Origin of the sequence: Hoeflea sp. EC-HK425 (assembly GCF_902498795.1) — a bacterium.
Classification (GTDB): domain Bacteria; phylum Pseudomonadota; class Alphaproteobacteria; order Rhizobiales; family Rhizobiaceae; genus Hoeflea; species Hoeflea alexandrii.
Window position 1 is genome coordinate 1 of the sequence record NZ_LR701548.1, and the last position, 21,973, is coordinate 21,973.

Genomic DNA, 21,973 nt, shown 5'->3' on the forward strand with positions numbered 1-21,973 from the left:
TGAGCAGCCGATCGCCGTCATCGCACGGAGCGGTTCCCGGCGCTGGGTCGCGGCCGCAGATGCAGCGGCACGGAAGGTTGGTGTGAAGGTCGGCATGCCGGCGGCAAAAGCCCAGGCGCTCTTCCGCAACCTGATGCTCGTCGACGCCGATCCGGCGGCCGACGCCGCGGCGCTGGAGCGCATCACGCTTTGGGCGCTGACACAATATTCGCCTGTTGTCGCCATGGATCTCCCCGACGGGATCGTCATGGATACGGAGGGCGCCGACCACCTGCAGGGTGGCGAGCAGATCATGCTGACCGCGACCGCGAACCGGTTTCGCGCCAAATCCCTCACCGCCCGCTTCGCCATCGCCGACACCTGGGGCGCGGCGCACGCCTGCGCCCGCGCGATTGCGCGCGAAACCGTCATCGTGCCGGCGGGCGAAACGGCGCGCGCTGTCGATCGTCTGCCGATTTCCCTGCTGCGCCTCCCCGACCAGGTCGTTGCCGATCTCAGAACGCTTGGATTTCAGACCATCGGCCAGTTGTCGGCGACAGCGCGCGCTCCCCTCGCCCTTCGCTTCGGACCAGAGGTCGGGCGCCGGCTCGATCAGATGTATGGGCGGATGGCCGAGCCCATCGATCCGATCCGCACCCCTGATATCGTCGAGGTCACCAAGGCTTTTGCCGAGCCGATCGGCGCGGCCGAGACGATCAACCGGTATGTGGCCGGTCTCGTGACGAACCTCGTCAGCGAACTGCAGCGTCGTGGACATGGCGTCCGGCGCACCGACCTCCTTATTGAAAAGGTCGATGGCACGCGGCAAGCCATTCGCGCCGGCACGGCCAAACCATCGCGCGATATTGCCTGGCTCACCAAGCTGTTCCGCGATCGCACCGAGAAAATCGAGCCGGGTTTCGGCATCGAGCGGCTGACGCTGGTCGCGGTCATGAGCGAGCCGTTGGAAGAGCTTCAAAGGGCGTCCTCGCTGGTCGAAGATCAGGTGACGGACGTCGTGCCGCTGATCGACGTTTTCATGAACCGTGGCCAAAAGGTCTATCGTGTGACGCCGGTTGCCAGCGACGTTCCGGAACGCAGCGTGCGCCGGATCGATCCGGCGGCGGCGGCAGCCGGCGCGACCTGGACCCAGCACTGGCCTCGGCCGGTTCGCCTGCTCCCTCGGCCGGAGTTGATAGAGGTGATTGCGCTCATGCCGGACCACCCTCCTGTGTCGATCACCTGGCGGGGAAAGCGGCGGCGCGTGAAGCGTGCCGACGGACCTGAGCGGATCTTCGGCGAATGGTGGACACGCGATGCCGAATATGCGGCCGTGCGCGACTATTTCGTCGTAGAAGATGACGCCGGCGAGCGGCTTTGGATCTACCGCAGCGGCGACGGGGTCGATCCGGCGACCGGGTCACATCGCTGGTTCATGCACGGGATATTCGTATGAGCTACGCCGAGCTTCAGGTCACGACGCATTTCTCGTTTTTGCGCGGCGCCTCGTCGGCCGCCGAACTGTTTGCGACGGCCAAGGCGCTCGGCATCTCGGCGCTGGGCGTGGTCGACCGTAATTCGCTCGCCGGCATCGTCCGGGCGCTGGAAGCATCGCGCGAAACGGGACTCCGTCTGGTGGTCGGCTGTCGCCTCGATCTTCAGAACGGGATGTCGATCCTCGTCTATCCGACCGACCGCGCCGCCTATTCGCGACTGACCCGCCTCCTCACGCTTGGCAAGAGCCGAGGCGGCAAGGCGTCCTGTATCCTCCATCTCGATGATGTGACCCAGTATGCGGAGGGATTGATCGGCGTGCTCGTCCCGGACCTGCCGGACGAGACTTGCGCCGTGCAGTTGCGCAAGATGGCGGACATTTTTGGCGACCGGGCCTATATGGCACTCACGCTCCGCCGGCGGCCGCGCGACCAGCTGCGGCTGCACAATCTGTCGAACCTCGCCATCCGCTTCAATGTGCGCCCGGTGGTCACGAACGACGTGTTGTTTCACGATCCGGACCGCCGCCAGCTGCAGGATGTCGTGAGCTGCATCAGGACGCACACCACCATCGATGATGTCGGCTTTTCGCGAGAACGCCATGCGGACCGCTACTTGAAACCCCCGGAAGAGATGGAACGGCTCTTTCCTCGCTATCGGGAAGCGTTGGCGCGCACAATGGAGATCGTTGCGCGTTGCCGGTTCTCGCTGGAGGAGCTGACCTACCAGTATCCCGAGGAAGCGATCGTTCCCGGCAAGGATGCGCAGGCCTCGCTGGAGCATTACGTTTGGGAGAGCGTGCCGGACCGATACCCGGAGGGCCTACCGCCGAAGACGCTGCAGATCGTCCGGCACGAACTCGATTTGATAAAGGCGATGCAATATGCGCCCTATTTTCTCACGGTGTTTTCCATCGTCCGCTATGCCCGCTCGCAAGGTATTCTCTGCCAGGGGCGCGGCTCGGCCGCCAATTCCGCGGTCTGCTATATTCTCGGCATCACCTCGATCGACCCGGAAACCAATGACCTGCTGTTCGAGCGCTTCGTCAGCCGCGAGCGCGATGAGCCACCGGACATCGATGTCGATTTTGAACATGCCCGGCGCGAAGAAGTCATCCAATGGATCTACAAAACCTATGGGCATGACAAGGCGGCGCTCTGCGCGACCGTGACTCGATATCGCGCCAAGGGCGCCATCCGGGATGTGGGCAAGGCGCTGGGTCTGCCGGAGGACGTGATCAAGGCGCTCTCGTCGGGGATGTGGTCCTGGTCGGAAGAGGTCAGCGATCGCAACGTTCGCGAACTCAATCTCAACCCCGACGATCGGCGTCTGGTCCTGACGCTGAAGCTCGCGCAGCAGCTTATGGGCGCGCCGCGACACCTCGGTCAGCACCCCGGCGGCTTCGTGTTGACGCATGATCGGCTGGATGACCTCGTACCGATCGAGCCCGCGGCCATGCAAGACCGACGCATTATCGAATGGGATAAGGATGACGTCGAGGCGTTGAAAATGATGAAGGTCGATGTGCTGGCGCTCGGCATGCTGACCTGCATGAGCAAGGCCTTCGACTTGATCCGCGAGCACAAGGGCCGCGATCTCGATCTCGCGAAGATCGAGCCGGAGGATGCGAAGACCTACGAGATGATCCGGCGGGCCGACACGCTCGGCACGTTTCAGATCGAGAGCCGCGCGCAGATGTCTATGTTGCCGCGCATGAAGCCGCGGACATTTTACGATCTGGTCATTCAGGTGGCGATTGTCCGACCCGGGCCGATTCAGGGTGACATGGTGCATCCCTACTTGCGCAGGCGCGAAGGCAAAGAGCAGCCGGAATACCCGACGCCCGAGCTGGAGGCGGTGTTGAGCAAGACCCTTGGCGTGCCGCTGTTTCAGGAGTCGGCGATGCGGGTCGCGATGGTCTGCGCTGGCTTTACCGGCGGTGAGGCAGATCAGTTGAGAAAGAGCATGGCCACCTTCAAATTCACTGGCGGGGTCAGCCGATTCAAGGACAAACTCGTCAACGGGATGGTCGCCAACGGCTATTCCGCCGAATTCGCCGAGCGGACGTTCAGCCAGCTCGAAGGCTTTGGCTCCTACGGTTTCCCGGAATCGCACGCGGCGTCGTTTGCGTTGATCGCCTATGCCAGCAGCTTCGTGAAATGCCACTATCCGGATGCCTTCTGCGCGGCCCTATTGAATTCCCAGCCTATGGGGTTTTACGCACCCGCCCAGATCGTTGGTGATTGTCGCCGGCATGGTGTCGAGGTTCGACCGGTCTGCGTCAACCATTCGCGCTGGGACTGCACCTTGGAATCAGTCGATGATGGCGAGCGCCATGCTGTCCGTCTCGGCATGCGCATGGTGCGGGGACTTGCGACCGCCGATGCGGCAACGATCGTCGCAGCCCGCGCCGATCAGCCGTTCGAGAGTGTCGACGATATGTGGCGCCGCTCCGGCGTACCGGCGGCTTCGCTTGTGGAACTGGCCGAAGCCGATGCCTTTCTGCCTTCCCTTCAGCTTGAGCGGCGTGACGCGCTCTGGGCGATCAAGGCGCTGCGTGACGAACCTCTCCCGCTGTTTGCCGCCGCGGCCGAACGCGAGGCGCGCGCCGTTGCCGAGCAACAGGAGCCGGATGTCGAACTGCGGCAGATGTCGGAAGGACACAATGTCGTCGAGGATTACAGCCACACGGGGCTGACCCTGCGCGAGCATCCCGTTTCTTTCCTCCGCCGGGATCTCGCGAAGCGCAGCATCGTCACCTGCCAGGAGGCGATGTCCGCACGTGACGGTCGTTGGCTGATGGCCGCCGGCCTCGTTCTCGTCCGGCAAATGCCGGGCAGTGCGAAGGGGGTGATGTTCATCACCATCGAGGATGAGACCGGACCTGCGAACGTCGTCGTCTGGCCGAAACTCTTCGAACGCCGGCGGCGTGTCGTACTTGGGTCGTCGATGATGGCGATCAACGGCCGAATTCAGCGCGAAGGCGAGGTCGTGCATCTCATCGCCCAGCAGGTGTTCGATCTCTCCGTCGATCTGTCGAGCCTGTCCGAGCGCGACGCCACTTTCCGGCTTCCTTCTGGCCGCGGCGATGAATTCACGCATGGCGGTGGACCGGACCCGCGCGTCCGGCAAGCGCATGCCGTGCGCCCGCGCGATATGTTCACACCTGACCTCCATATCGACACTTTGAAGGTGAAGGCGCGCAACTTCCACTAGACGGCAGTTCGATGACCAGACGCTCGGTGAAACCAACGCATTGCTATTCCAAAGCCTTCACTCCCCTGCCAAGGCATATATCCCCGCGCCAGCAAGGCACATTTGCACGCGCTCCCCATCGATGATGAACCGCGCCTCGCAGCGAGAATGATATAATTTCAATCGTGGGGATCACATTTCTGAGGGGGGTGCCGAAGTAGTCTACTGCAGTTCCGTCGCCCGATTTTCTGCGAGGCGAAAACCCTATGCGCTCCTTCAGCCATCGAAGCCAACGCCCGCAAACGATCCTGATCGTGTTGGGACGGCTCCAAAATCCGTTGATCCGGTTCTCGGACACGCTGATTAGCCCCATTCGCAAGGCATCCCGAATGGCATACCGCGCTGTTGTGCATCCGACGCCGGCGCGCGCGGCGATCTCAGGGAGAGACATATTCGATCTTCCACGGTCCATCACCGCTCGGGCAATGACCGAAAGCACGGCAAGCTTGCTGATTGTCAACCTTCCGGCGATGCAAGTCGGGATGATGCAGTTTTTGGCGAGCGAGCGGCGGCGCACCCAGGATGCAGCTCGCCTGTCTGCGGGAATTGACGGGCGTCGGTGAACCGGCTTGGCCGTCGTCGGTCTTAGATGACCAATCGGATCGCCCAGACGCCAAGGTTGCGCGCGGATCGCTTTCCGCTGATGCTCGATGACCGGGGCTAGATATGCCATCTCGCGGTCGTCTACGAGCCCCTCCCCATTCAGTATCCAGGCGGATTTCGCGCAGTCGTCAATCTGCTGGAGGGTGCGCGCGGCGAGTAGGCGCGACAATAGGTTCGGCCCGTAGGCCGCTGGTGATGCAACAAGCATTTTCTCTCCTCGTTGTGGTCAGCGGAGAGAAATCCAGGACGCAGGACGCACGTATTCGTGGCAAGAATTAACTTGCACCGGCCTCATCAATGTGCGAAAAAATCAGTGGCTATAAGACTTTTGCGCACATCTCCGTGTGTCACTGAACCCGTCTCTCCGAGGCGGGTTTTATTTTGTCTACGGCATGAAACCTCCCTGGCTCATTCGCCCACAAGGCGAGTCACCAAGTTAATTATATTTTACTCACCGGACAAACATAATCAGCGGTTGCCGCGAAAACGCCGCTTTTCACTCGTGGAAAGGTTGAGCGATACATTCGGCCGGCGGAATCACACCCGTCCGTTCCGACATCGCCTTGCCCGACTTCGCACTGGCGAGCGCGCATGCAGGCAAAGCAAACCCGCACCACAACGACGCGAAACCGTCGTGCCGGTGACCGGAAAGGATGACCGCAAATGGCCAGTGAAAGTGCTGCAGAGCTTGTGCAATTCCTCGCAGACGAATTAAGGCGCCGCGACACCAAACCTCATGAATTTGCCGAACTGACCGGCATTGCTGAAGAGCGATTGGAGCTTCTGCAGGAAGGCGCATGGCAGCTCATGACCCTGCGGGAAATCGCCATGATTACGGAATGCCTTCACATCGATCTTTCGGAGGTCTGGTCATTGCTCGCCCAGAAGCAGGGAGACGGGATGAACGAAGCGCCCCGCCCATAGGCCGGCGCGGCTGTCTTTGGCGGCTTTCTCCGCGATCGCGTAGGATGCCGATACCGGCGCGCCAGAAGGGAACACGGCCGCAAATGCCCCGCCCGACGATATGAGCGCCGTTCCGACATCGACCGTCATCCCATCGATCTCGGCTGCGCAGACGACGAACGTGGCGCCATCCTTGGCGTTGCCGACAGGCTGACAACCGATCGAACCCGTCGAGAACAGCGCTGCTATCGATGCGATCGAACGCATCCCGCAGTCGACCTCGTCACCGTCAGGGGAACGAAAAGTCGTGCCACGCAGACATGACTGAACCCCGAAAACCCTGTATTTCCGGCCTTCGTAAGCCCAGGTATCGCCCGTCTCAAAGCTTACGTCAGACGGAAATGAGATGGTCTTGTCCTGCGCAACGGCTGCGGACGCGACCAGCATGGCGATGGCCATCGAAAACTCAGTCCGCATTCTGGAACCCCATCGATCGTGAAAGAGATTGCGACGCTTCGAGGTCAGGCCTACGGCTGCGCCCGTCCTGTGTTCGTCCAATGGACGCCAGTCCGAGAAACACCATGCTGTCGTCGTCGTTGACCGTCTTGAACGGCTCACCCTTTCCGCCAACGAGGACGAAGCATGATGCCGGAATTGCCTCGTCGCCGCTCGGCGTCAGCACCAGGGTCTTGCAGAGGATGACGCTGGCCCGCCGGTTATAAACCGCGTCAGCATAGTCGCGCGCCGCGTCCACACAGCTCCATGTCTGGATGCGGTTATAGACGACGTTTTCCTTCGGGCATGCGGTCAGACCACGCAGGCTGATCCTCTGCCCCGCAATGGCCCGTTCGACCGGACCGCCGATCTCGACATTTCCGTCGAGCCTCTCCACCGACCGCGCCACCAGTTTTCCTGCCGCATCAAAGCGCTCCAGCACGAATGTCTTCGCGCCCTGCTCGGCGAAGTGGCGGAGGTATTCCGGCGACGGTTCCGCATAGGGATCCTCGCCTGCGGACAGGGCGATTGTCGTGCCTCCGAACAGGAGCGAGCCGACCAAGCCAATAACCTTGAGTTGTTTGTGCATAGCAGCGTTGCGATTTCCGAATTGACAGAGGAATCCTTTGCATCTTAATTATATTTAATGTGATTGCGCCGCAACCGGGACAGAAAATTGAAAATCACCCTATTTCTTTTCCTCCTGTCGACGTCGGTCATGACCGCGCAAGCGTGCGAACCGGTCGATGGCGAGCGGGTGCTGGAACTGGTGCGCACCATCGCCACCGAGGAAGAACTGGACCCCGATCTGGCGCTCGCGGTGGTTGACGTAGAGAGTTCCGGCGGCAGGCACCAGATATCCGATGCCGGCGCCGTCGGCATCATGCAGCTGATGCCCGAGACTGCTTCCGACTACGGCGTGACCGACCGCTGCGATCCGGAATCGAACATTCGCGCCGGCGTTCGCTACCTCAAGAAGCTCTACGGCGAGTTCGACGATCCCCTGCTGATGCTGGCCGCCTACAACGCCGGACCGGAGCGCGTCTACCAGAAGGGCGGCATCCCCGAGTTCAACGAGACAGCCCAGTACATCGTCAAGGTGATGAACCGCTGGACGCTGAACGCCAAGGCGTCGGCCGCCGAGGAAAAGCGCCGCGGGAATAGCGATGCCCGCAAGGAAACGGTCGCGCTCGCGCCCTCCCCCTGGCGCGACCAACACGTCTGGACGGCCGATTAGCGCCGATCCCCCTCAACTTCATCCTCCCAAGATCAGAAGGACATCCGCATGACAATTTCCACGATGAAGCCGCGCCTGCGCGGCAAGGCTTTCCTGTCGCTGGCAGTCCTTGCGACCTCCATCGCACTGGTCCCGGAACTGGCCTATGCACAATCGGCCGCGCCGGTCGAAGGCATCCTCGAATGGTTCACCGGCGTGCTACAGGGCAGCGTCGCCCGGTCGCTCGCGATCATCGCCGTCTGCTTCCTCGGCTTCCTGTTCCTGACCGGGCGCATGGCTTGGCAGGGCGCGATCTCCATCGTCATCGGCATCGCGATCATCTTCGGCGCCGCCGAACTGGTCGACGCCATGAAGGCGGCCGGGGGTGTCTGACATGCGTGACGACGCTCCCGATGTCGAACCTCTCATCCAGCCATTGACCCGGCCGCCGATGTATTTCGGGGTCGATATCATCGTGTTCGTGGTGAACGGCATCTTCGGGATCGTTGTCTTCATCGCGTCGTCGAATTTCCTGGCGCCGCTGATCGTCCTGCCCGTCCATTTCATCGCGCTTTACCTGTGCCAGCGGGACATCCACATCGTCCGCGTGGCGCAGGTCTTCTTGTCGATGCGCAGGGCGATCCGTAACCGACGCTTCTGGAAAGCGGGGAGCTACGCCCCATGAACATCGTCAATCACGATCTGAAGTTCGGCCGCGAGCGCGCCCGTGATCTCGGGATCGGCACCCACGTTCCCTATCTCCGCCATGTCGACGAAGAAACGATCGTCACCAAGTCCGGCCTGCTGTTGCAAGTCATCCGGCTCTCCGGCCTGCCCTACCAGACGATGGATCAGGCGGAAATCAATGCCCGCCTCGCCAACCGCAACATGACGGTCCGCTCGCTCGGATCGTCACGTTTCGCGCTCTACGCCACCATCATCCGGAGACAGATCAAGCCGGCAATCGACGGCGAGTTCGACAATCCCTTCGCCGACGAGTTGAACGCCCGTTACATGGATGGGCTGCAGCACCGGACGATGTTCGTCAACGAACTATACCTGACCGTCATCCGGCGGCCGATGACCGGTCGCGCCGGCAAGGTCGACCGCATGTTCGATGTTTTCCGCATGGCCGACAACGAGGTCGAAGCGCGGGGCGAGGCGCTGCGCGACCTGAAGGACATGGTGTCGGGCATTGTCGGCGACTTTCGCTCCTACCGCCCGGAAATCCTTTCCTGCGTCAGCCGCGACGGCGGCCTTTATTCCGAACCCGCCGAATTCTTTGCCAAGATCCTCGCCGCCGGTGACGAGCGGACGATGCCCCTCCCCCGCATGTCGCTGGCCGACTATATCGGAACCGGCCGGGTCATGTTCGGCAGGAAGGCGACGGAGATCTGGTCGGCGGACGGCGCGACCTCGAAGGTCGCCGCCATGGTGTCGATCAAGGAATACCCGCCAATGACGACGCCCGGCCAGCTCGATGGGCTGCTGCGCCTGCCCTACGAATTCATCGTCACCCATTCCTTCGCGCCGGAGGACCGCACCACAGTCACGGAGGCAATCGCCACCATCAGCCGGCAGATTTCCAATTCCGACGACGGCGGCACGGCGGTCGAAGACGATATCGAGACGGCGCGCGACCGGCTGGCCTCGGGCGAGGTGGTGTTCGGCAAGCACCATATGACGGTCGCCGTGCTTGAGCGTGACCTGTCGCGGCTGAACCGCGCCGTCGCCGATGTCACGGCCGAGCTGGCGCGCATGGGCGTCGTCGCCGTGCGCGAAGACCTCAATCAGGAAGCGGCCTGGTGGGCGCAATTGCCCACCAACTTCGCCTACATTGCCCGGCGAGGGTTGATTTCGTCCGTCAACTTCGCCGGGCTGTTCTCGGCGCACAATTTCCCGTCCGGCCAGACGCACAGGGTCCATTGGGGCATGCCGATCTCGCTTCTGGAGACGACCAGCCAGACCGCCTATTTCTTCAATTTCCATGAGGCGGATGTCGGCAACTTCACCGTGATCGGCCCGACCGGCTCGGGCAAGACGGTGGCGCTGTCTTTCCTCCTTGCCCAAGGCATGCGTGTCGAGCCTCGGCCGCGCTGCGTCTTCATCGACAAGGACCGCGGCGGCGAGATTTTCGTGCGGGCAATGGGCGGTCGCTACGAGCGGCTGTCGCCGGGCGAGCCAACCGGCTTCGCGCCGCTGCAGCTGGAAGACACGCCGGCCAACCGCAGTTTCGGCAAAACGCTGGTCTCCTATCTCGTCACGCCGTCCGACCGCGTGCTCAACGCGGAGGAAATGGCGGTTATCTCGGATGCGGTCGACAGCATCTATAGCGATTTCGAGCGGCCGCAGCGGCGTCTCGACATGCTAGCGGAAGCACTACGCGGCAGGATGCGATCCGGCATTGGCGATCTCGCCGACCGGCTGAAGGAATGGACCACCGGCGACAAGGGCTGGCTGTTCAACAACCCGACCGACAAGCTGGATTTTGCCGGCGCGGTGATCGGCTTCGATATGACAGAGATCCTCTCCGACAAGCGCACACGCTCGGCAGCTCTCCTTTACATGTTCCACCGCATCCAGGAGATCCTCGACGGGCGCCCCTCAATGATCTTCGTCGACGAGGGCTGGCGCCTGCTTGATGACGACGTCTTCTCAGGCTTCATCAAGGATTGGCTGAAGACGATCCGAAAAATGAACGGCATCGTCGGCTTCGGCACGCAGTCCGCCGCCGATGTAGTGCGCTCCGACCTGCGCAGCACGATCATCGAGCAGACGATGACCAACATCTTTTTCCCAAACGCATCCGCCGACGAGGAAAGCTACCGGAAGGCGTTCGGCCTCTCGGAAAAGGAATTCCGCTTTGTGAAACAGGCCGACAAGGCGAGCCGCACCTTCCTCATCAAGCACGCCCAGGACTCGGTGATCGCACGGCTCGACCTGTCGGCGATGCCCGATCTGGTGAAGGTCCTGTCCGGGCGGCCGGAGACGGTGCGCGAGTGCCAGACGCTGCGCGAGACCTATGGCGACGAGCCGGCGGCCTGGCTCCCGCATTTTTGTGGCTGGACCATTCCGGAGGCGACCGATGCGTAGAACGATCCTGCTCCTGCTTTCTGCCGCGCTCGTCACAGCCCCGGCGCCCGCAGCCTTCGCCGACATTCCCGTCCTCGACGATGACGTCAAGGAAAAGCGGGCGGAGGATGAAGGGCATTCCAAGCAGGACACCGAAACGCAGACAGACCAGCTCGAAGAGCAGTCGGTGACGAATTGCAACATCTCCCAGAAGGAAAAGAACCGCCGCCTCTACCGTTCGCCGGCCCAGGCGGTGAAAGAGGACGCAAAGAACGTCGAGCTGATCAAGCACTATGCGGAAAAGTACAACGTGCCGGTCGGTCTTGCCCTGTCGGTGGCACATGCGGAATCCGGCATCTCGACCTGCTCGGGCTCGCCGACCGGCGTGAAGGGCGTGATGCAGCTGACCAAGCGCACCGGCAAGGGCATGGGTTTCGACCGCGACATCAACGAGGAGAATATCGAGGGCGGCGTCAAATACCTCGGCATGGGCGTCAACAAATGCGGCAGCACCGATTATGCCTGCCTCGCCTCTTGGTACAACGGCTCGACCGCCGCCGAGCAAAAGAACTGGGCCGGCAAGGTCGGCCGGAACCATGCCTGGTTTAATGCCTACTCCGGCGGCTCGAACATCGAGGACATCTCCTCGCCATCGTTCAAATCTTATGTCGATTACGGCTCCGGAGCGACGCGCAGCTCCAACAGCGCCGCTGCCGGCGCGGTCGACCGTGCCGTTTCGGGGATCGATGCCAGCACGGCGCGCGTCCAGGAGGCGGGCCGCCGCATCGATGCGCTGTCCGCGGCCGTCGGCGCCTCGGAAATCTATCAGGATGCCTGGGACGACAACACGCAGGCCCGCGCCGTCAACGCCGAGCTTCTGAACAACCTGATCACCGCCCGCAGCCTGTTCAACGAGCTGCTGCAGGCGCGCATGCAGCTGAACCTGTCGAAAACGTCCGAAACCGCGAAAACCCTCAAATCCGACAGCAAGGTCAATCCCTACAGCTGCGACCCGGTCATCCTCGAAGAGATGGACGTGCCGCGCGAGGACTGGCCGCGCTGCGCGGTGGTCGCGGCCGCCGACGCCGATACAGAAATTCTCACTTCCGATGGCACGGACCGCTCGATCGGCAACAATCTTCTATCCATCCAAAACGCCGCCAACGCGGCCGAATAAGGGGGTTCCCATGAACAAGCTGCTCATCGCCACTGCCGCGCTTGCCTTCTCGACGCCGGCACTAGCGGACATTCCGGTGATCGACAACACCAATCTCGCCATCGCCAAGAAGAATGCGGAGAACACCGGCGAGATCATGAAGACCAACACCAACATCCTCGAAAAGACCAAGGAGATCCTCGGCGCGCTGTCCGGCAGCCGTGACGGCTCGATGGGCATCTCGTCGACGGGCCTCGGCGGCGATATGTCCGTCTCGGCCGCGCCCTCCTTCTCCTCGATCATGAACGGCGGCACGCTCTCGTTCGGCGGGCTCGGCTCGGATGCGCAGAATATCGCCGCGACGCTGATCAACGGCCTGCAGCTGGTGAAGCAGGTCAAGGCGATCGTCGACGGCGAGGATGCCGGCGCGATGAACAACGCCTTTTCCGGCGCGGTCAACACCGTAGCGCTGCTCTCGGCTCTGACGCAGCAGGCGACCAAGGGCGTGTCGCAGCGCGAGCAATCGTTGCAGTCGGCCACCGGCCAGATCGGCTCGGCCGAGGACGTGAAAGGTTCGGTCGATGCAAACACCCGGATGCAGCTGGAGACGGCGCGCACCATCAACGAACTGATCGGCGTCTCCAACGGCGCGGTCTCGGCGCTCAACACCGAAATGCAGATGCGGCTAACCCAGCAGTCGGAGACCGCCAAGATGCTGCAATACAAAGACGTCAACCCTTTCAAGTGAGGCCGCATGCGATTGCCCGTTGCCATCATGCTCTCCGGTCTCGCGCTGCTCGCCGGCTGCCAGACGAAGGGTGAGAAGAAAGCCCCCTGCCCGCCGATCTCGGGCTATGTCGAGGCCGATGACCTGTGCGGTCCGGCCATGCCGGTCAATGACGCCTTCGCGCCCGCCCTGAAGGAATAGACGGATGGCGGCGACCACGATCATTTCGGACATTTTTGCCAAGCTCGACGCCATCGGCGAGACGTTCATCAAGAACGCCTATGACGGCCTCGCGCTGCAGGTGAATGTCCTGTTCGGGTCGATGCTCACCCTTTATGTCCTCTGGTGGGGCTATATGATCCTCGCCGGCCGCGACGGCTTCTCCGTGCCGGAGGCGGCCTGGCGGCTCGGCCGCGCCTTCTTCATCTATTATATGGCGACGAATTGGGGAGCATTTTCCGCCACGCTCTACAAGCTCGTCCAGGAGGTGCCAAACCTGATCTCAGACACGATCATCGAGTCGATCGCTGGTTCCGGTGGTGCGCTCGATGGCGGCACGGGCGACACGACGGGCGTCGTGAAGATCCTCGACGCGGTGTTTGAGACCGCAGGCAAGATTTATGAGCAGGTGGCGACCGGCACCTTCGAATATGTCGGCGCTCTGATCGGTGCGATCGTCTTTGTCGTCGCCATGATCTTCATCGCCGTTGCGGCGGCCGCGATCCTCGCCGCCAAGCTGATGCTGTTCATCACGCTGGCGCTGGCGCCGGTGTTCATCATCCTGGCGCTCTATCGGTGGACCTTCCGCTTCACCGACGGCTGGCTGCTGCTGATGGTCAACCTGATGGTGACGCAGACCCTGATGATGGCGTTCCTCGCCTTCCTCTACCAACTCATCGAACTCGCCATCAACACGGCCAACAACACCGCGACGGAAAGCAAGCTCTCCTATGTCGCGCCGTTCGTAATCGTCTGCCTGCTCGGGATTGTCGTGTTCCGGTTCATTCCGGCTTTCGCAAGTGCCATCACCGGAGGCACTGCGCCCGGGCAAGGGGATGTCCCATTCCTCGGAGGCCGCGAATCGATGCGTCGCAGCAGCTATCAATTCACCAATCGAGCGCAAATCTTGAGGGCAGGTCTCGGCCGTCGCCGGACGTCAGCCGATGTGCAGGCAGCAAGAGCGCGGGCCATCCAGCGGGAAACAGAAAAGAACGGGCAACTTTAGGCTGGCCACAGATGGAAATGCGCATTAAGTATAATTTACGCAAAAGAGGCTTGGATGCACCCTTGGAACGACCCTAGCCGCTACCAGGCGGCGCTTCACCAGCAGACTCAGATCAACGAGGAAGCTGCTGAACAAGCGCGCGCCGAATCCAAGAAAGGCGGAGGCTTCGGCTATCTGGTGTTCCTGGTCGCCGTCATCTTCTTCAAGCCTTTCGCGGAATATTGCGTCGACCTCTACAACACGCTGGCGGGATACGTTCATAGTCTCCGCGCGCTGTTGGGCTTCTGATCGGCGAGGAGTTGTGATGAAGAAGATTGTTACGGCGCTCATGGCGGCCGGCTTGATGCTCCCCGACACGGCATGGTCCCAAACGACCAGCTCGATCCTGCCCGTTCTGACAGGAGCCTATGCACCGGCCAAGGGTGGCTGCGAAGCCGCCGCAGCGGCATTCATCTATGTCGAAGGCCAGGGAATTGGCGCCAACAAGACCACTGGCAAGGTTCTCTCGGTCAAGCAGGATGGCAGCTCCTACGTCCTCGACGTGCTGTGGATCGAAGCCGGCTCCGACGAAGCGGACGGCGATCGCGATACCGTTCGGATCGAGGTTAAGGATGATCGTTCGTTTTATTTCTCGAACACGGCGTCCGAGCGAACGCTGATGCGTTGGTGCAGCTGAACCTCATGACGGCAGCACCAGCGCGTTAGGCTCCAAATCCCACGGCATGTAGACCGTTTCCATCACCGACTTGATCGGGAAAGGCATTCGCTCGGCCTGATGAATTAATTATACTTAATCTCGCCATCAGAGGCGACGTACCGGATAAGCAAATGAGCAACGCAGAGCCGACACCAACCACGCCCGAATCCCCGCCGATCGACCTCTCCGCATACTGGAAGGCGGGCGCCTCTTGGGAGGCGGAGCTGTATCGCAAGGAGCGCCGCTCCCGGAAGATCGCCTGGACCGTCGCCACCGTGGCCGGCATCTCGACGCTGCTCAGCCTTTCGGCCCTGAACCTACTCGTTCCGCTAAAGCAGTTCGAAGCCGTGGTGGTGATCGCCGACAAAACCACCGGTTTCGTCGAGGTTGCGCGTTCTTTGGACGAGAGCAAGCTCTCGGAAAACGACGCGATTAAGACGGCGAACATCGTTCGCTATATCCGGGCGCGCGAGACCTACGATCCTCGGGCGCTGAAGGACAATTACGATCTCGCTCAGCTCTATTCGACCGGCCAGGCTTCGGCGGACCTGCGGCACGAGTTCGAGCCGTCGAATCCGCAGTCGAAGGACAAGCTGCTCGGCCGCGATACCCGAATCGCCGTCACCATCAAATCGGTTTCGTTCCTTAACGCTACCACCGCGACCGTTCGCTTCTCGACGGAGACGCGGCGCGATAATACGCTCCGCCGCGAGCACTGGGTCTCGGTGGTGCGCTTCCGCTATACGACGGCCCCGCTGAAGAACGAATACCGCTTCGATAATCCGCTTGGTTTCCAGGTCGTCGAGTACAGGCGCGACCAGGAATCGCTGCCTGAAGTGATGCCGGCAGATAAGGCGGGACGCTGATGCGGAAATCTCTCCTTGCCCTCGCCGCCATCTCGCTGCTGGCCACGTCGAATCCCGTGACGGCCGCCGATCCGCGAATCCGCTACATCACCTTCAACAACAATGCCGTCGTCACCGTGCCGGCCGGGCTTGGCGTCTCGACGATGATCCAGCTCGGAAGCTCCGAGGTCATCGAGACGATCTCGGCCGGCGATACCGTGAGCTGGTCGATCGTCCCCAAAAAGGGCTCCGGCATCCTGTTCGTGAAGCCCCTCCGCGAAAACGCCGAAACCAACGTCAATATCGTCACCAATCAGCGCGTCTATGCGCTGCTGCTGAAGGGCTCGGCAGCGGCCGACCTGCGCGCGGCATTTCAGGTGCGGTTCAAATATCCGGACGAGGACGTCAACGCCCGGCTGCTGGCGGCCGCACAGGAAAGCGCCAAGGATCCGCTCCTCAAGGATCTAGATCCAAATCGCCTGAACTACGATTACGTGTTCAAGGGCGATACCAGCCTGAAACCCCGTGTCGCCTTCGACGACGGCACGCATATGTATCTGGAGTTCCCGGACGAAATCCCGGCCATCTTCGTCGTCGAAGGCAAGCGTCAGGAATCGCTTGTAAACCTGCGCACCCAGGGCAAATACGTGGTGGTCGACAAGATCGCGGCGCAGTTCACGCTGCGCGCCGGCGACAAGTGGCTGTGCCTCTATAACCGGCAGGCCAATCGCCAGTCCTTCGACCTCATCGAGGACGCCTATAGGCCGAAGCGCCTCGGCAGCAAAGAGGAGCGCCAGCGATGAGCAAAGTCGATTTCGAGCATCTGGACGGGCAAAGCAGCGTGGCGAGCGACCGCAACGGCCGTCTCGGAAAGCTCGCCCTCCCCGCCTTGCTTCTCGTCGGCGCCGGCGTCCTTGCCTATGTCAACTGGCCGAGCGGCCCGCAGACCTCCAACCTGACCGAAGGCACTGCTGAGACCTTCGAGACATCGAATTCCAGCATCCACGATTTCCCCGACGAGCCAGTAAAACAGGCGGCCGATCCGAACCTAGTGCAGATCCCGGTTGAAGAGAAGAAGCCGGTGGATTCCGCAACGGTCGACGTCACCGTCAACCAGAGCGATGATCTGGAAAAGCTGCGCCAGATAGAGGAAGAGCGTCGTCGCGCCGAAGAGGAGCGGCTTCGCGCGGAAGAGGCCCGTCGGCGTGCCGAAGAAGATGCAAGGCTTGCCGCTTTGGAGGCTAAGCGCCTCGAAGATGAAGAGAAGGCGCGCTGGGAACGGCTGCGATCGGACCAGATCATCGTCGACGGTTCCGGCCGCGAAAACCTGGCGGCCGGCGACCAGTCGGTGACGATCGCCGATGACGGCCAGCTCGTCGCCGTCCCCGGCGCCGAGAGCGACGCCAACAAGGCTTTCCTCGCCCAGTCGGAAAAGCAGACCGCCGGCATCGTCAAGGCAACACGCTTCGACCGGACCGACGCGCTCGTCGCCCAGGGCACGATGATCCGAGGTTTCCTGGAAACGGCGATCAATACCGACCTGCCAGGGATGGTGCGCGCCGTCGTGCGCGAGGACGTCCGTTCGCTCGACGGCGCTCGCATCCTCATTCCGAAAGGCTCGCGCCTGATCGGGGAATACAAGTCCGGCCTGGCGCGCGGGCAGAAGCGCATCTTCGTCGTCTGGTCGCGTGTCATTCGCTCCGACGGCCTTTCCGCCGAGATCGCCTCACCCGGCGCCGACCGCCTCGGCCGGGCCGGGCTGACCGGCGAGATCGACACGCATTTCTGGGAGCGGTTCGGCTCCGCGATCATGTTGTCGGTGATCGGCGGCGCTGCGGAGTATGTCTCGGCGCTCGGCGACACCGCGACCGAAAGCGCCCGCTCGATATCGACCGTCGATCCGGTCACCGGCGCGGTGACGACGATCACCACCGAGCCGAGCCGCACGGCCGCCGAGGCCCGCTCGATCGCGGCCGAAAAATCGTCGGCCATCCTGCAGGACATCGCCAACGAGGCGTTCAAGGAAAGCTCGAAAATCCCGCCGACGATCTATGTCGCCCAAGGCGAGTCGATCATCGTCTATCTGCGGCGCGATCTCGATTTCTCCGCTTTCTACGCCGACCCGGTGCGGCAGGAGATGATGCGGCTGAAGCGCGGTGGGCAAATCCGACGCAACGTCGATCCGACGCCCTACTATCCAGTCGCGCCGGTCTACAAATGAAGCAGTTTCCGTTCCTCGACAAAGCACTGGAGCGGTTGAAGCCGTTTCTTTCGGATGAGCGCGTCTCGGAAATCTCGGTGAACCGCCCCGGCGAACTGTTCGTCGAACGCCTTGGCGTCGCTGGCATGGAGCGTGTGGTCGATCAGCAGTTTTCCACCGAATGGATACGGACGCTGAGCGAGCGCGTCGCCGGCTCCACCAATCAGGTCGTCAACGATGAACGGCCCATCCTGTCCGCGTCCCTCCCGACAGGCGAACGCTTCCAGTGCGTGCTGCCCCCGGCCGCGCCCGACGGAGGCGCGATCTCGATCCGCAAGCAGGTGATCCACGATATCGGCCTGGATCTTTATAAAAGCCGTGGTGCATTCCATGACACCAAGGTCGGTCGGCAACTCACGCTTTCGGCAGCAGAGGAACAACTTGCCGCCATGATGAAGGGGGATGTCGATGTTCTGCAGTTCCTTCGGACGGCCGTGCGCTCGCGCGTTTCGATCGCCGTGTCCGGCGGCACGTCAACCGGCAAATCCACATTCCTCAATGCCCTGCTGAAAGAAGTGCCGGAGGAGGACCGCATCGTCACGATAGAAGATACACGAGAGCTTAGGCCGATCACCCCGAACACGGTTGCCCTGATTGCGTCAAAGGGTGATCAGGGGCGCGCCAAAGTCACGCCGCAGGAATTACTGGAAGCCTCGCTGCGTATGCGTCCGGATCGCGTAATGCTGGGAGAGCTTCGGGGTGAAGAGGCATTCTCCTTCCTGCAGGCGATCAATACAGGTCATCCCGGCTCCCTTACGACGGTCCACGCAAACAGCGCGCGAGATGCATACGACCGCCTGGCGCTGATGGTGCTACAGAGCGGCGTCACGCTAAGGAAGCAGGAGATCATCGACTACCTGAAGGAAGTCATTCCCGTAGTCGTTCAACTCGAGCGACTAACGGACGGTCGCCGCGTCGTCTCGGAAATCGTCTTCACCAAGGCGGACACATTATGAACCCGGCGATCCTGCTGTTCGGGCTGATGATCGCCTCAGCGGCGGCGGCGTTCGTTGCCTCACTCGCCTATGCCGGCATCTATTATGCCTTCGACAATTCGACATGGATGTTTCAGGCGCTCCAGGACGACATCCTGGCGTCCTACAAGGCGGCACGCCTTGATCTTGCCGCCGGCGACTGGCATCGGCCGGCGATAGCGGCCGCGGCTGGTCTCTTCGCCGGCGGCGCCATGCTGGTCACCGCCTTGACCGGCAAGAAGAAGTCCACGGACGCCCGGTTTCTCGACCCGCTGGAAGCCCGCGCGCTCGGCCTGATGCGCACCGGCGGCGTTTTCGTCGGGCGGATCGGCGGCAGCTTGATCAAGGTTCCGGGCGGCTTCACCCAGCGCGGCTCCGGCCGGCGGCGCTTCATGAAACCGATGCTGTTCGGCGGTAAGAAACTCTGGATCGACGGCGATGATGTCGGTGGCTTTGTCATCGGTCCGCCCCGGTCGGGCAAGGGCGCATCGCTGATCGTGCCGAATTGCCTTCTCTGGCCGGACAGCATCGTCGTCCTTGACATGCGCGGCGAGACCTATGAGGCGACGGCCGGCCATCGCTCGAAATTCTCGCGTGTGCTGCGGTTTTCGCCGGCCGACGAAAATGGCGATACCGAATGCTATAACCCGCTTGATTTCGTGGCCATAGATCCCGACCAGCGCGATATCGACATCAACTCGATCGCGACGGCGCTGCTGCCGACGCCGAAGGGAGATGCCTACTGGATCTCCGACGCCCGTGCGCTGTTCGCCGGCGTCACGTCCTGGGTATTGGAAAACCCCGATATTCTCGACAAGGACAAGAACCTCGGCACGGTCCTCAATGTGGTCGAGGGTGGCGATCAGCCGCTTCGGGAATGGCTGGTGGAGGTCGCCAATCCGGAGCTACGCGACGCCTGGATCAGCTCCTTCACCTACACCACCCTCGCCCGCTTCGCCGTCATGGCCAGCAAGCAGTTCGACGGCGTCTATGGATCGCTCGCCGCAGCCGTGCGGCCGTTCAAGAACAACCGCATCCTGCGGGCGACGGCGCGGTCGAGCTTCGACATCCGGGCGATGCGCCGCGAGAATATGAGCCTCTATCTGGATTTCCGCATCCAGCAGATCGCCTCGATCGGGCCGATCTTCAATGTGCTGATGGTCCAGTTCATGGATTACATGTCGCGCAACATGATGAAACGCGGCGAGCGGCGCGTGCTGGTCCTGCTCGATGAATTCCAGAACCTGGGCAAGCTCGAAAACGCCTTGACCGTTGCCACCGTCCTTGGCGGTTATGGCATTCCCTGCTGGTTCTTCGTCCAGTCCCTGCGGTCAATCGACAACGTCTACACCCGCGAAGGCCGGCAGACCCTCGTCAACTCCGCCCGCGCTCAGATTTTCCTCGGCGCACAGGATCCGGAAGATCAGCGCTATGTGTCGCAGTTGCTCGGCGAGCGGAAAGAAGTGACGGTCGACAAGGCGGTCTCGACAGGTCTCACGCTGTTCGACCGCAAAGGCGCAACCATGTCGCACAAGACCACGATGCGGCCTTTGATGCGGCCGGATGAGCTCGGCGCCATGAACGAGAGCCGCTGCATCATCAAGCTGCGAAACCAGCAGCCGATCTTCGGAATCCGCAACTTCTATTATGCCGACAAGGAGCTTGTGAAACGCGCATGGCTGCAAATTCGGGCGCCGTCGACCAAACTGGCGATTGATGAGCCAGGCAATGCAGGCATTGATCACTCGGAAATCATGGCGATCTCCGCCAGCGCTGCCAAGGTCAGCTCGATACCTGGGGCGAAATTTGCTGCGAATTCCTCAGTCGCCATTGTGATGCCGTCGCGCCTGCCGCAGACCGAACAAGCTCAAGAACCGCCGCTTAAAGCCGATCGGCTACAGGAATCTAGGCAGAATAGCGAAGCGTCTTCATCAGGCAATAGTCCGGATTTCAAGTCGGCGCTGAACGCGAGCATCCTGCGAAAAGCCGAGGCAGAACAATCGATCGAGAAGATATTGCACATAGTCAGTAACTCCCCTGCGAAAAAGAGAGCGATCAAGAAGGCGCAGAAGAACATCGCAAATGCACTTTCTGGCGATTAAATTCGAAATTGCCTTTTCCCTAGGGCTTGGCCTTGAATCGGGCAATCGCGTCCAGGATCATCTCCTTTGCGACTGAGACATCCTGCCAGTCGACGGTCTTCCCGCAGTTTCTGGGTGCCAGATCCTTGTAGTGCAAGAAGAAATGCTCGATTTGTTCCGAGGTGACCGCCGACAGATCCGTGTAGTTCCTGATCGTATCGTACCTTCGCGTCACATTCGGGACCGGCACGGCAATGACCTTCGCGTCCTCGCCGCCATGCTCTTTCAGGAAGAGAGCGCCGATGGGACGCACATTGATGACGCAACCCGCCAGGAGCGGGCGGGTGCTTGCGATTAGGACGTTGAGCGGCTTCTTATATAGCGAAAGTGTGTGCGGCACGAATCCGAAATTGCCAGGATAAGACATCGGAGTATTGAGGATGCTTTCGATGACAAGTGCTCCGGATTTCTTGTCCAACTCATACTCAATAGGCTGACTGCCTACGGATACTTCGACTATTACATTCACGTCTTCTGGCGGGTGGTGACCAACTGAAATGGCGTCGATACGCATTGGAGTCCCTTATTCAAAAACCGAGAATCGCGGGCTAGCGTATGTAACTGCCGCCATTGATATCGAGCGTTGCACCATTCAATGAGTCTTGAGAAAATCGCAGTAGAAATGCTGTAAGCTCGGCAACTTCAGCCGGTTCCGCCATATCTCCGACCGGAATTTCCTCCATAATGGAGGTATCGCTATGCGCGACGATAAACTCCTCGGCCATTTCAGTGCGAACTAAACCAGGCGCTATTGCAATAGCAGTCACGCCATCTCGGCCAAAGCTACGGGCAATCGATTTGGTGAGTGTCGGTCCGGAAAGAAGTTGCGTAATCTGAGTCGGTTATGATTCCCTGGCTTTGAGATGATTCTTTTCGGGCAAGGCAGCGATGTGGACGACAGCGAACCGTGGAAAATACAAGCGCGATGGAT

At 61.4% G+C, this 21,973-nt stretch carries 23 protein-coding genes; 19 read left to right on the plus strand and 4 right to left on the minus strand.

Annotation, left to right across the window (positions count from 1 at the left end):
* The 4 genes from SPHINGO391_RS00195 to SPHINGO391_RS00210 form a co-directional block, all read left to right on the plus strand.
* Window positions 1-1,435, plus strand: a 1,435-nt coding sequence (locus tag SPHINGO391_RS00195; protein ID WP_244615053.1) for a DNA polymerase Y family protein, incomplete at its 5' end; no start/stop codon positions are given.
* Window positions 1,432-4,689, plus strand: a complete 3,258-nt coding sequence (locus SPHINGO391_RS00200) for an error-prone DNA polymerase (RefSeq protein WP_152007056.1) — start codon at window positions 1,432-1,434, stop codon at window positions 4,687-4,689. The genes SPHINGO391_RS00195 and SPHINGO391_RS00200, both read left to right, overlap by 4 nt.
* A gap of 245 nt (window positions 4,690-4,934) precedes the next feature.
* Window positions 4,935-5,291, plus strand: a complete 357-nt coding sequence (locus SPHINGO391_RS00205; protein ID WP_152007057.1) for a hypothetical protein — start codon at window positions 4,935-4,937, stop codon at window positions 5,289-5,291.
* A 703-nt stretch (window positions 5,292-5,994) separates the two neighbouring features.
* Window positions 5,995-6,255, plus strand: coding sequence for a hypothetical protein (locus SPHINGO391_RS00210; protein WP_152007058.1), 261 nt, complete (start codon window positions 5,995-5,997; stop codon window positions 6,253-6,255).
* Here the strand turns inward: SPHINGO391_RS00210 and SPHINGO391_RS00215 are convergent.
* Entirely contained in the window at window positions 6,202-6,693 is a 492-nt protein-coding gene (locus tag SPHINGO391_RS00215) for a thermonuclease family protein (RefSeq protein ID WP_152007059.1), read from the minus strand. The genes SPHINGO391_RS00210 and SPHINGO391_RS00215 overlap by 54 nt on opposite strands.
* Window positions 6,694-6,700: 7 nt before the next feature.
* Window positions 6,701-7,291 (minus strand): hypothetical protein, encoded by a 591-nt coding sequence (locus SPHINGO391_RS00220; protein ID WP_152007060.1) that lies wholly within the window; start codon window positions 7,289-7,291, stop codon window positions 6,701-6,703.
* A 114-nt stretch (window positions 7,292-7,405) separates the two neighbouring features.
* On the opposite strand from SPHINGO391_RS00220, the gene SPHINGO391_RS00225 reads away from it, so the two are divergent.
* The 15 genes from SPHINGO391_RS00225 (at window position 7,406) to SPHINGO391_RS00295 (ending at window position 21,003) form a co-directional block, all read left to right on the plus strand.
* Window positions 7,406-7,966 carry a lytic transglycosylase domain-containing protein gene (locus SPHINGO391_RS00225; RefSeq protein WP_152007061.1) on the plus strand — a complete coding sequence of 187 codons (561 nt, stop codon included), beginning with the start codon at window positions 7,406-7,408 and terminating at the stop codon, window positions 7,964-7,966.
* A 48-nt stretch (window positions 7,967-8,014) separates the two neighbouring features.
* Window positions 8,015-8,338 (plus strand): TrbC/VirB2 family protein, encoded by a 324-nt coding sequence (locus tag SPHINGO391_RS00230; protein WP_152007062.1) that lies wholly within the window; start codon window positions 8,015-8,017, stop codon window positions 8,336-8,338.
* A 1-nt stretch (window position 8,339) separates the two neighbouring features.
* Entirely contained in the window at window positions 8,340-8,630 is a 291-nt protein-coding gene (locus SPHINGO391_RS00235; RefSeq protein ID WP_152007063.1) for a VirB3 family type IV secretion system protein, read from the plus strand.
* Window positions 8,627-11,038: a VirB4 family type IV secretion/conjugal transfer ATPase gene (locus SPHINGO391_RS00240; protein WP_152007064.1), complete on the plus strand. Its 2,412-nt coding sequence runs from the start codon at window positions 8,627-8,629 to the stop codon at window positions 11,036-11,038. Before SPHINGO391_RS00235 ends, SPHINGO391_RS00240 begins: the two co-directional genes overlap by 4 nt.
* Window positions 11,031-12,194, plus strand: coding sequence for a transglycosylase SLT domain-containing protein (locus SPHINGO391_RS00245; RefSeq protein ID WP_193217130.1), 1,164 nt, complete (start codon window positions 11,031-11,033; stop codon window positions 12,192-12,194). Before SPHINGO391_RS00240 ends, SPHINGO391_RS00245 begins: the two co-directional genes overlap by 8 nt.
* A gap of 10 nt (window positions 12,195-12,204) precedes the next feature.
* The gene (locus SPHINGO391_RS00250; RefSeq protein ID WP_193217131.1) at window positions 12,205-12,921 is read left to right on the plus strand and encodes a type IV secretion system protein; all 717 of its coding nucleotides are present in this window, start codon (window positions 12,205-12,207) and stop codon (window positions 12,919-12,921) included.
* A 6-nt stretch (window positions 12,922-12,927) separates the two neighbouring features.
* Window positions 12,928-13,101: a hypothetical protein gene (locus tag SPHINGO391_RS00255; RefSeq protein ID WP_193217132.1), complete on the plus strand. Its 174-nt coding sequence runs from the start codon at window positions 12,928-12,930 to the stop codon at window positions 13,099-13,101.
* A 4-nt stretch (window positions 13,102-13,105) separates the two neighbouring features.
* On the plus strand, window positions 13,106-14,125 hold the full coding sequence (locus SPHINGO391_RS00260) for a type IV secretion system protein (RefSeq protein WP_152007067.1): 1,020 nt from the start codon (window positions 13,106-13,108) through the stop codon (window positions 14,123-14,125).
* 54 nt (window positions 14,126-14,179) lie between these two features.
* Complete coding sequence (locus SPHINGO391_RS00265) at window positions 14,180-14,413, plus strand: hypothetical protein (RefSeq protein ID WP_152007068.1); 234 nt, start codon at window positions 14,180-14,182, stop codon at window positions 14,411-14,413.
* A gap of 16 nt (window positions 14,414-14,429) precedes the next feature.
* Complete coding sequence (locus tag SPHINGO391_RS00270; protein WP_152007069.1) at window positions 14,430-14,801, plus strand: hypothetical protein; 372 nt, start codon at window positions 14,430-14,432, stop codon at window positions 14,799-14,801.
* A gap of 152 nt (window positions 14,802-14,953) precedes the next feature.
* Window positions 14,954-15,688, plus strand: coding sequence for a VirB8/TrbF family protein (locus SPHINGO391_RS00275; RefSeq protein WP_152007070.1), 735 nt, complete (start codon window positions 14,954-14,956; stop codon window positions 15,686-15,688).
* Window positions 15,688-16,470, plus strand: a complete 783-nt coding sequence (locus tag SPHINGO391_RS00280) for a TrbG/VirB9 family P-type conjugative transfer protein (RefSeq protein WP_152007071.1) — start codon at window positions 15,688-15,690, stop codon at window positions 16,468-16,470. Before SPHINGO391_RS00275 ends, SPHINGO391_RS00280 begins: the two co-directional genes overlap by 1 nt.
* On the plus strand, window positions 16,467-17,888 hold the full coding sequence (gene virB10 / locus SPHINGO391_RS00285; protein WP_152007072.1) for a type IV secretion system protein VirB10: 1,422 nt from the start codon (window positions 16,467-16,469) through the stop codon (window positions 17,886-17,888). The genes SPHINGO391_RS00280 and virB10 overlap by 4 nt, the downstream gene beginning before the upstream one ends.
* Window positions 17,885-18,883 carry a P-type DNA transfer ATPase VirB11 gene (virB11, locus tag SPHINGO391_RS00290; RefSeq protein WP_152007073.1) on the plus strand — a complete coding sequence of 333 codons (999 nt, stop codon included), beginning with the start codon at window positions 17,885-17,887 and terminating at the stop codon, window positions 18,881-18,883. Before virB10 ends, virB11 begins: the two co-directional genes overlap by 4 nt.
* Window positions 18,880-21,003, plus strand: coding sequence for a type IV secretory system conjugative DNA transfer family protein (locus SPHINGO391_RS00295; protein WP_152007074.1), 2,124 nt, complete (start codon window positions 18,880-18,882; stop codon window positions 21,001-21,003). The genes virB11 and SPHINGO391_RS00295 overlap by 4 nt, the downstream gene beginning before the upstream one ends.
* Before the next feature lie 19 nt (window positions 21,004-21,022).
* On the opposite strand, the gene ppa is transcribed toward SPHINGO391_RS00295, so the two are convergent.
* Together ppa and SPHINGO391_RS00305 are read right to left on the minus strand one after the other, a co-directional pair.
* On the minus strand, window positions 21,023-21,556 hold the full coding sequence (ppa, locus tag SPHINGO391_RS00300; protein WP_152007075.1) for an inorganic diphosphatase: 534 nt from the start codon (window positions 21,554-21,556) through the stop codon (window positions 21,023-21,025).
* Window positions 21,557-21,590: 34 nt separating this feature from the next.
* The gene (locus SPHINGO391_RS00305; protein ID WP_152007076.1) at window positions 21,591-21,875 is read right to left on the minus strand and encodes an SDR family oxidoreductase; all 285 of its coding nucleotides are present in this window, start codon (window positions 21,873-21,875) and stop codon (window positions 21,591-21,593) included.
* Window positions 21,876-21,973 lie beyond the last annotated feature (98 nt).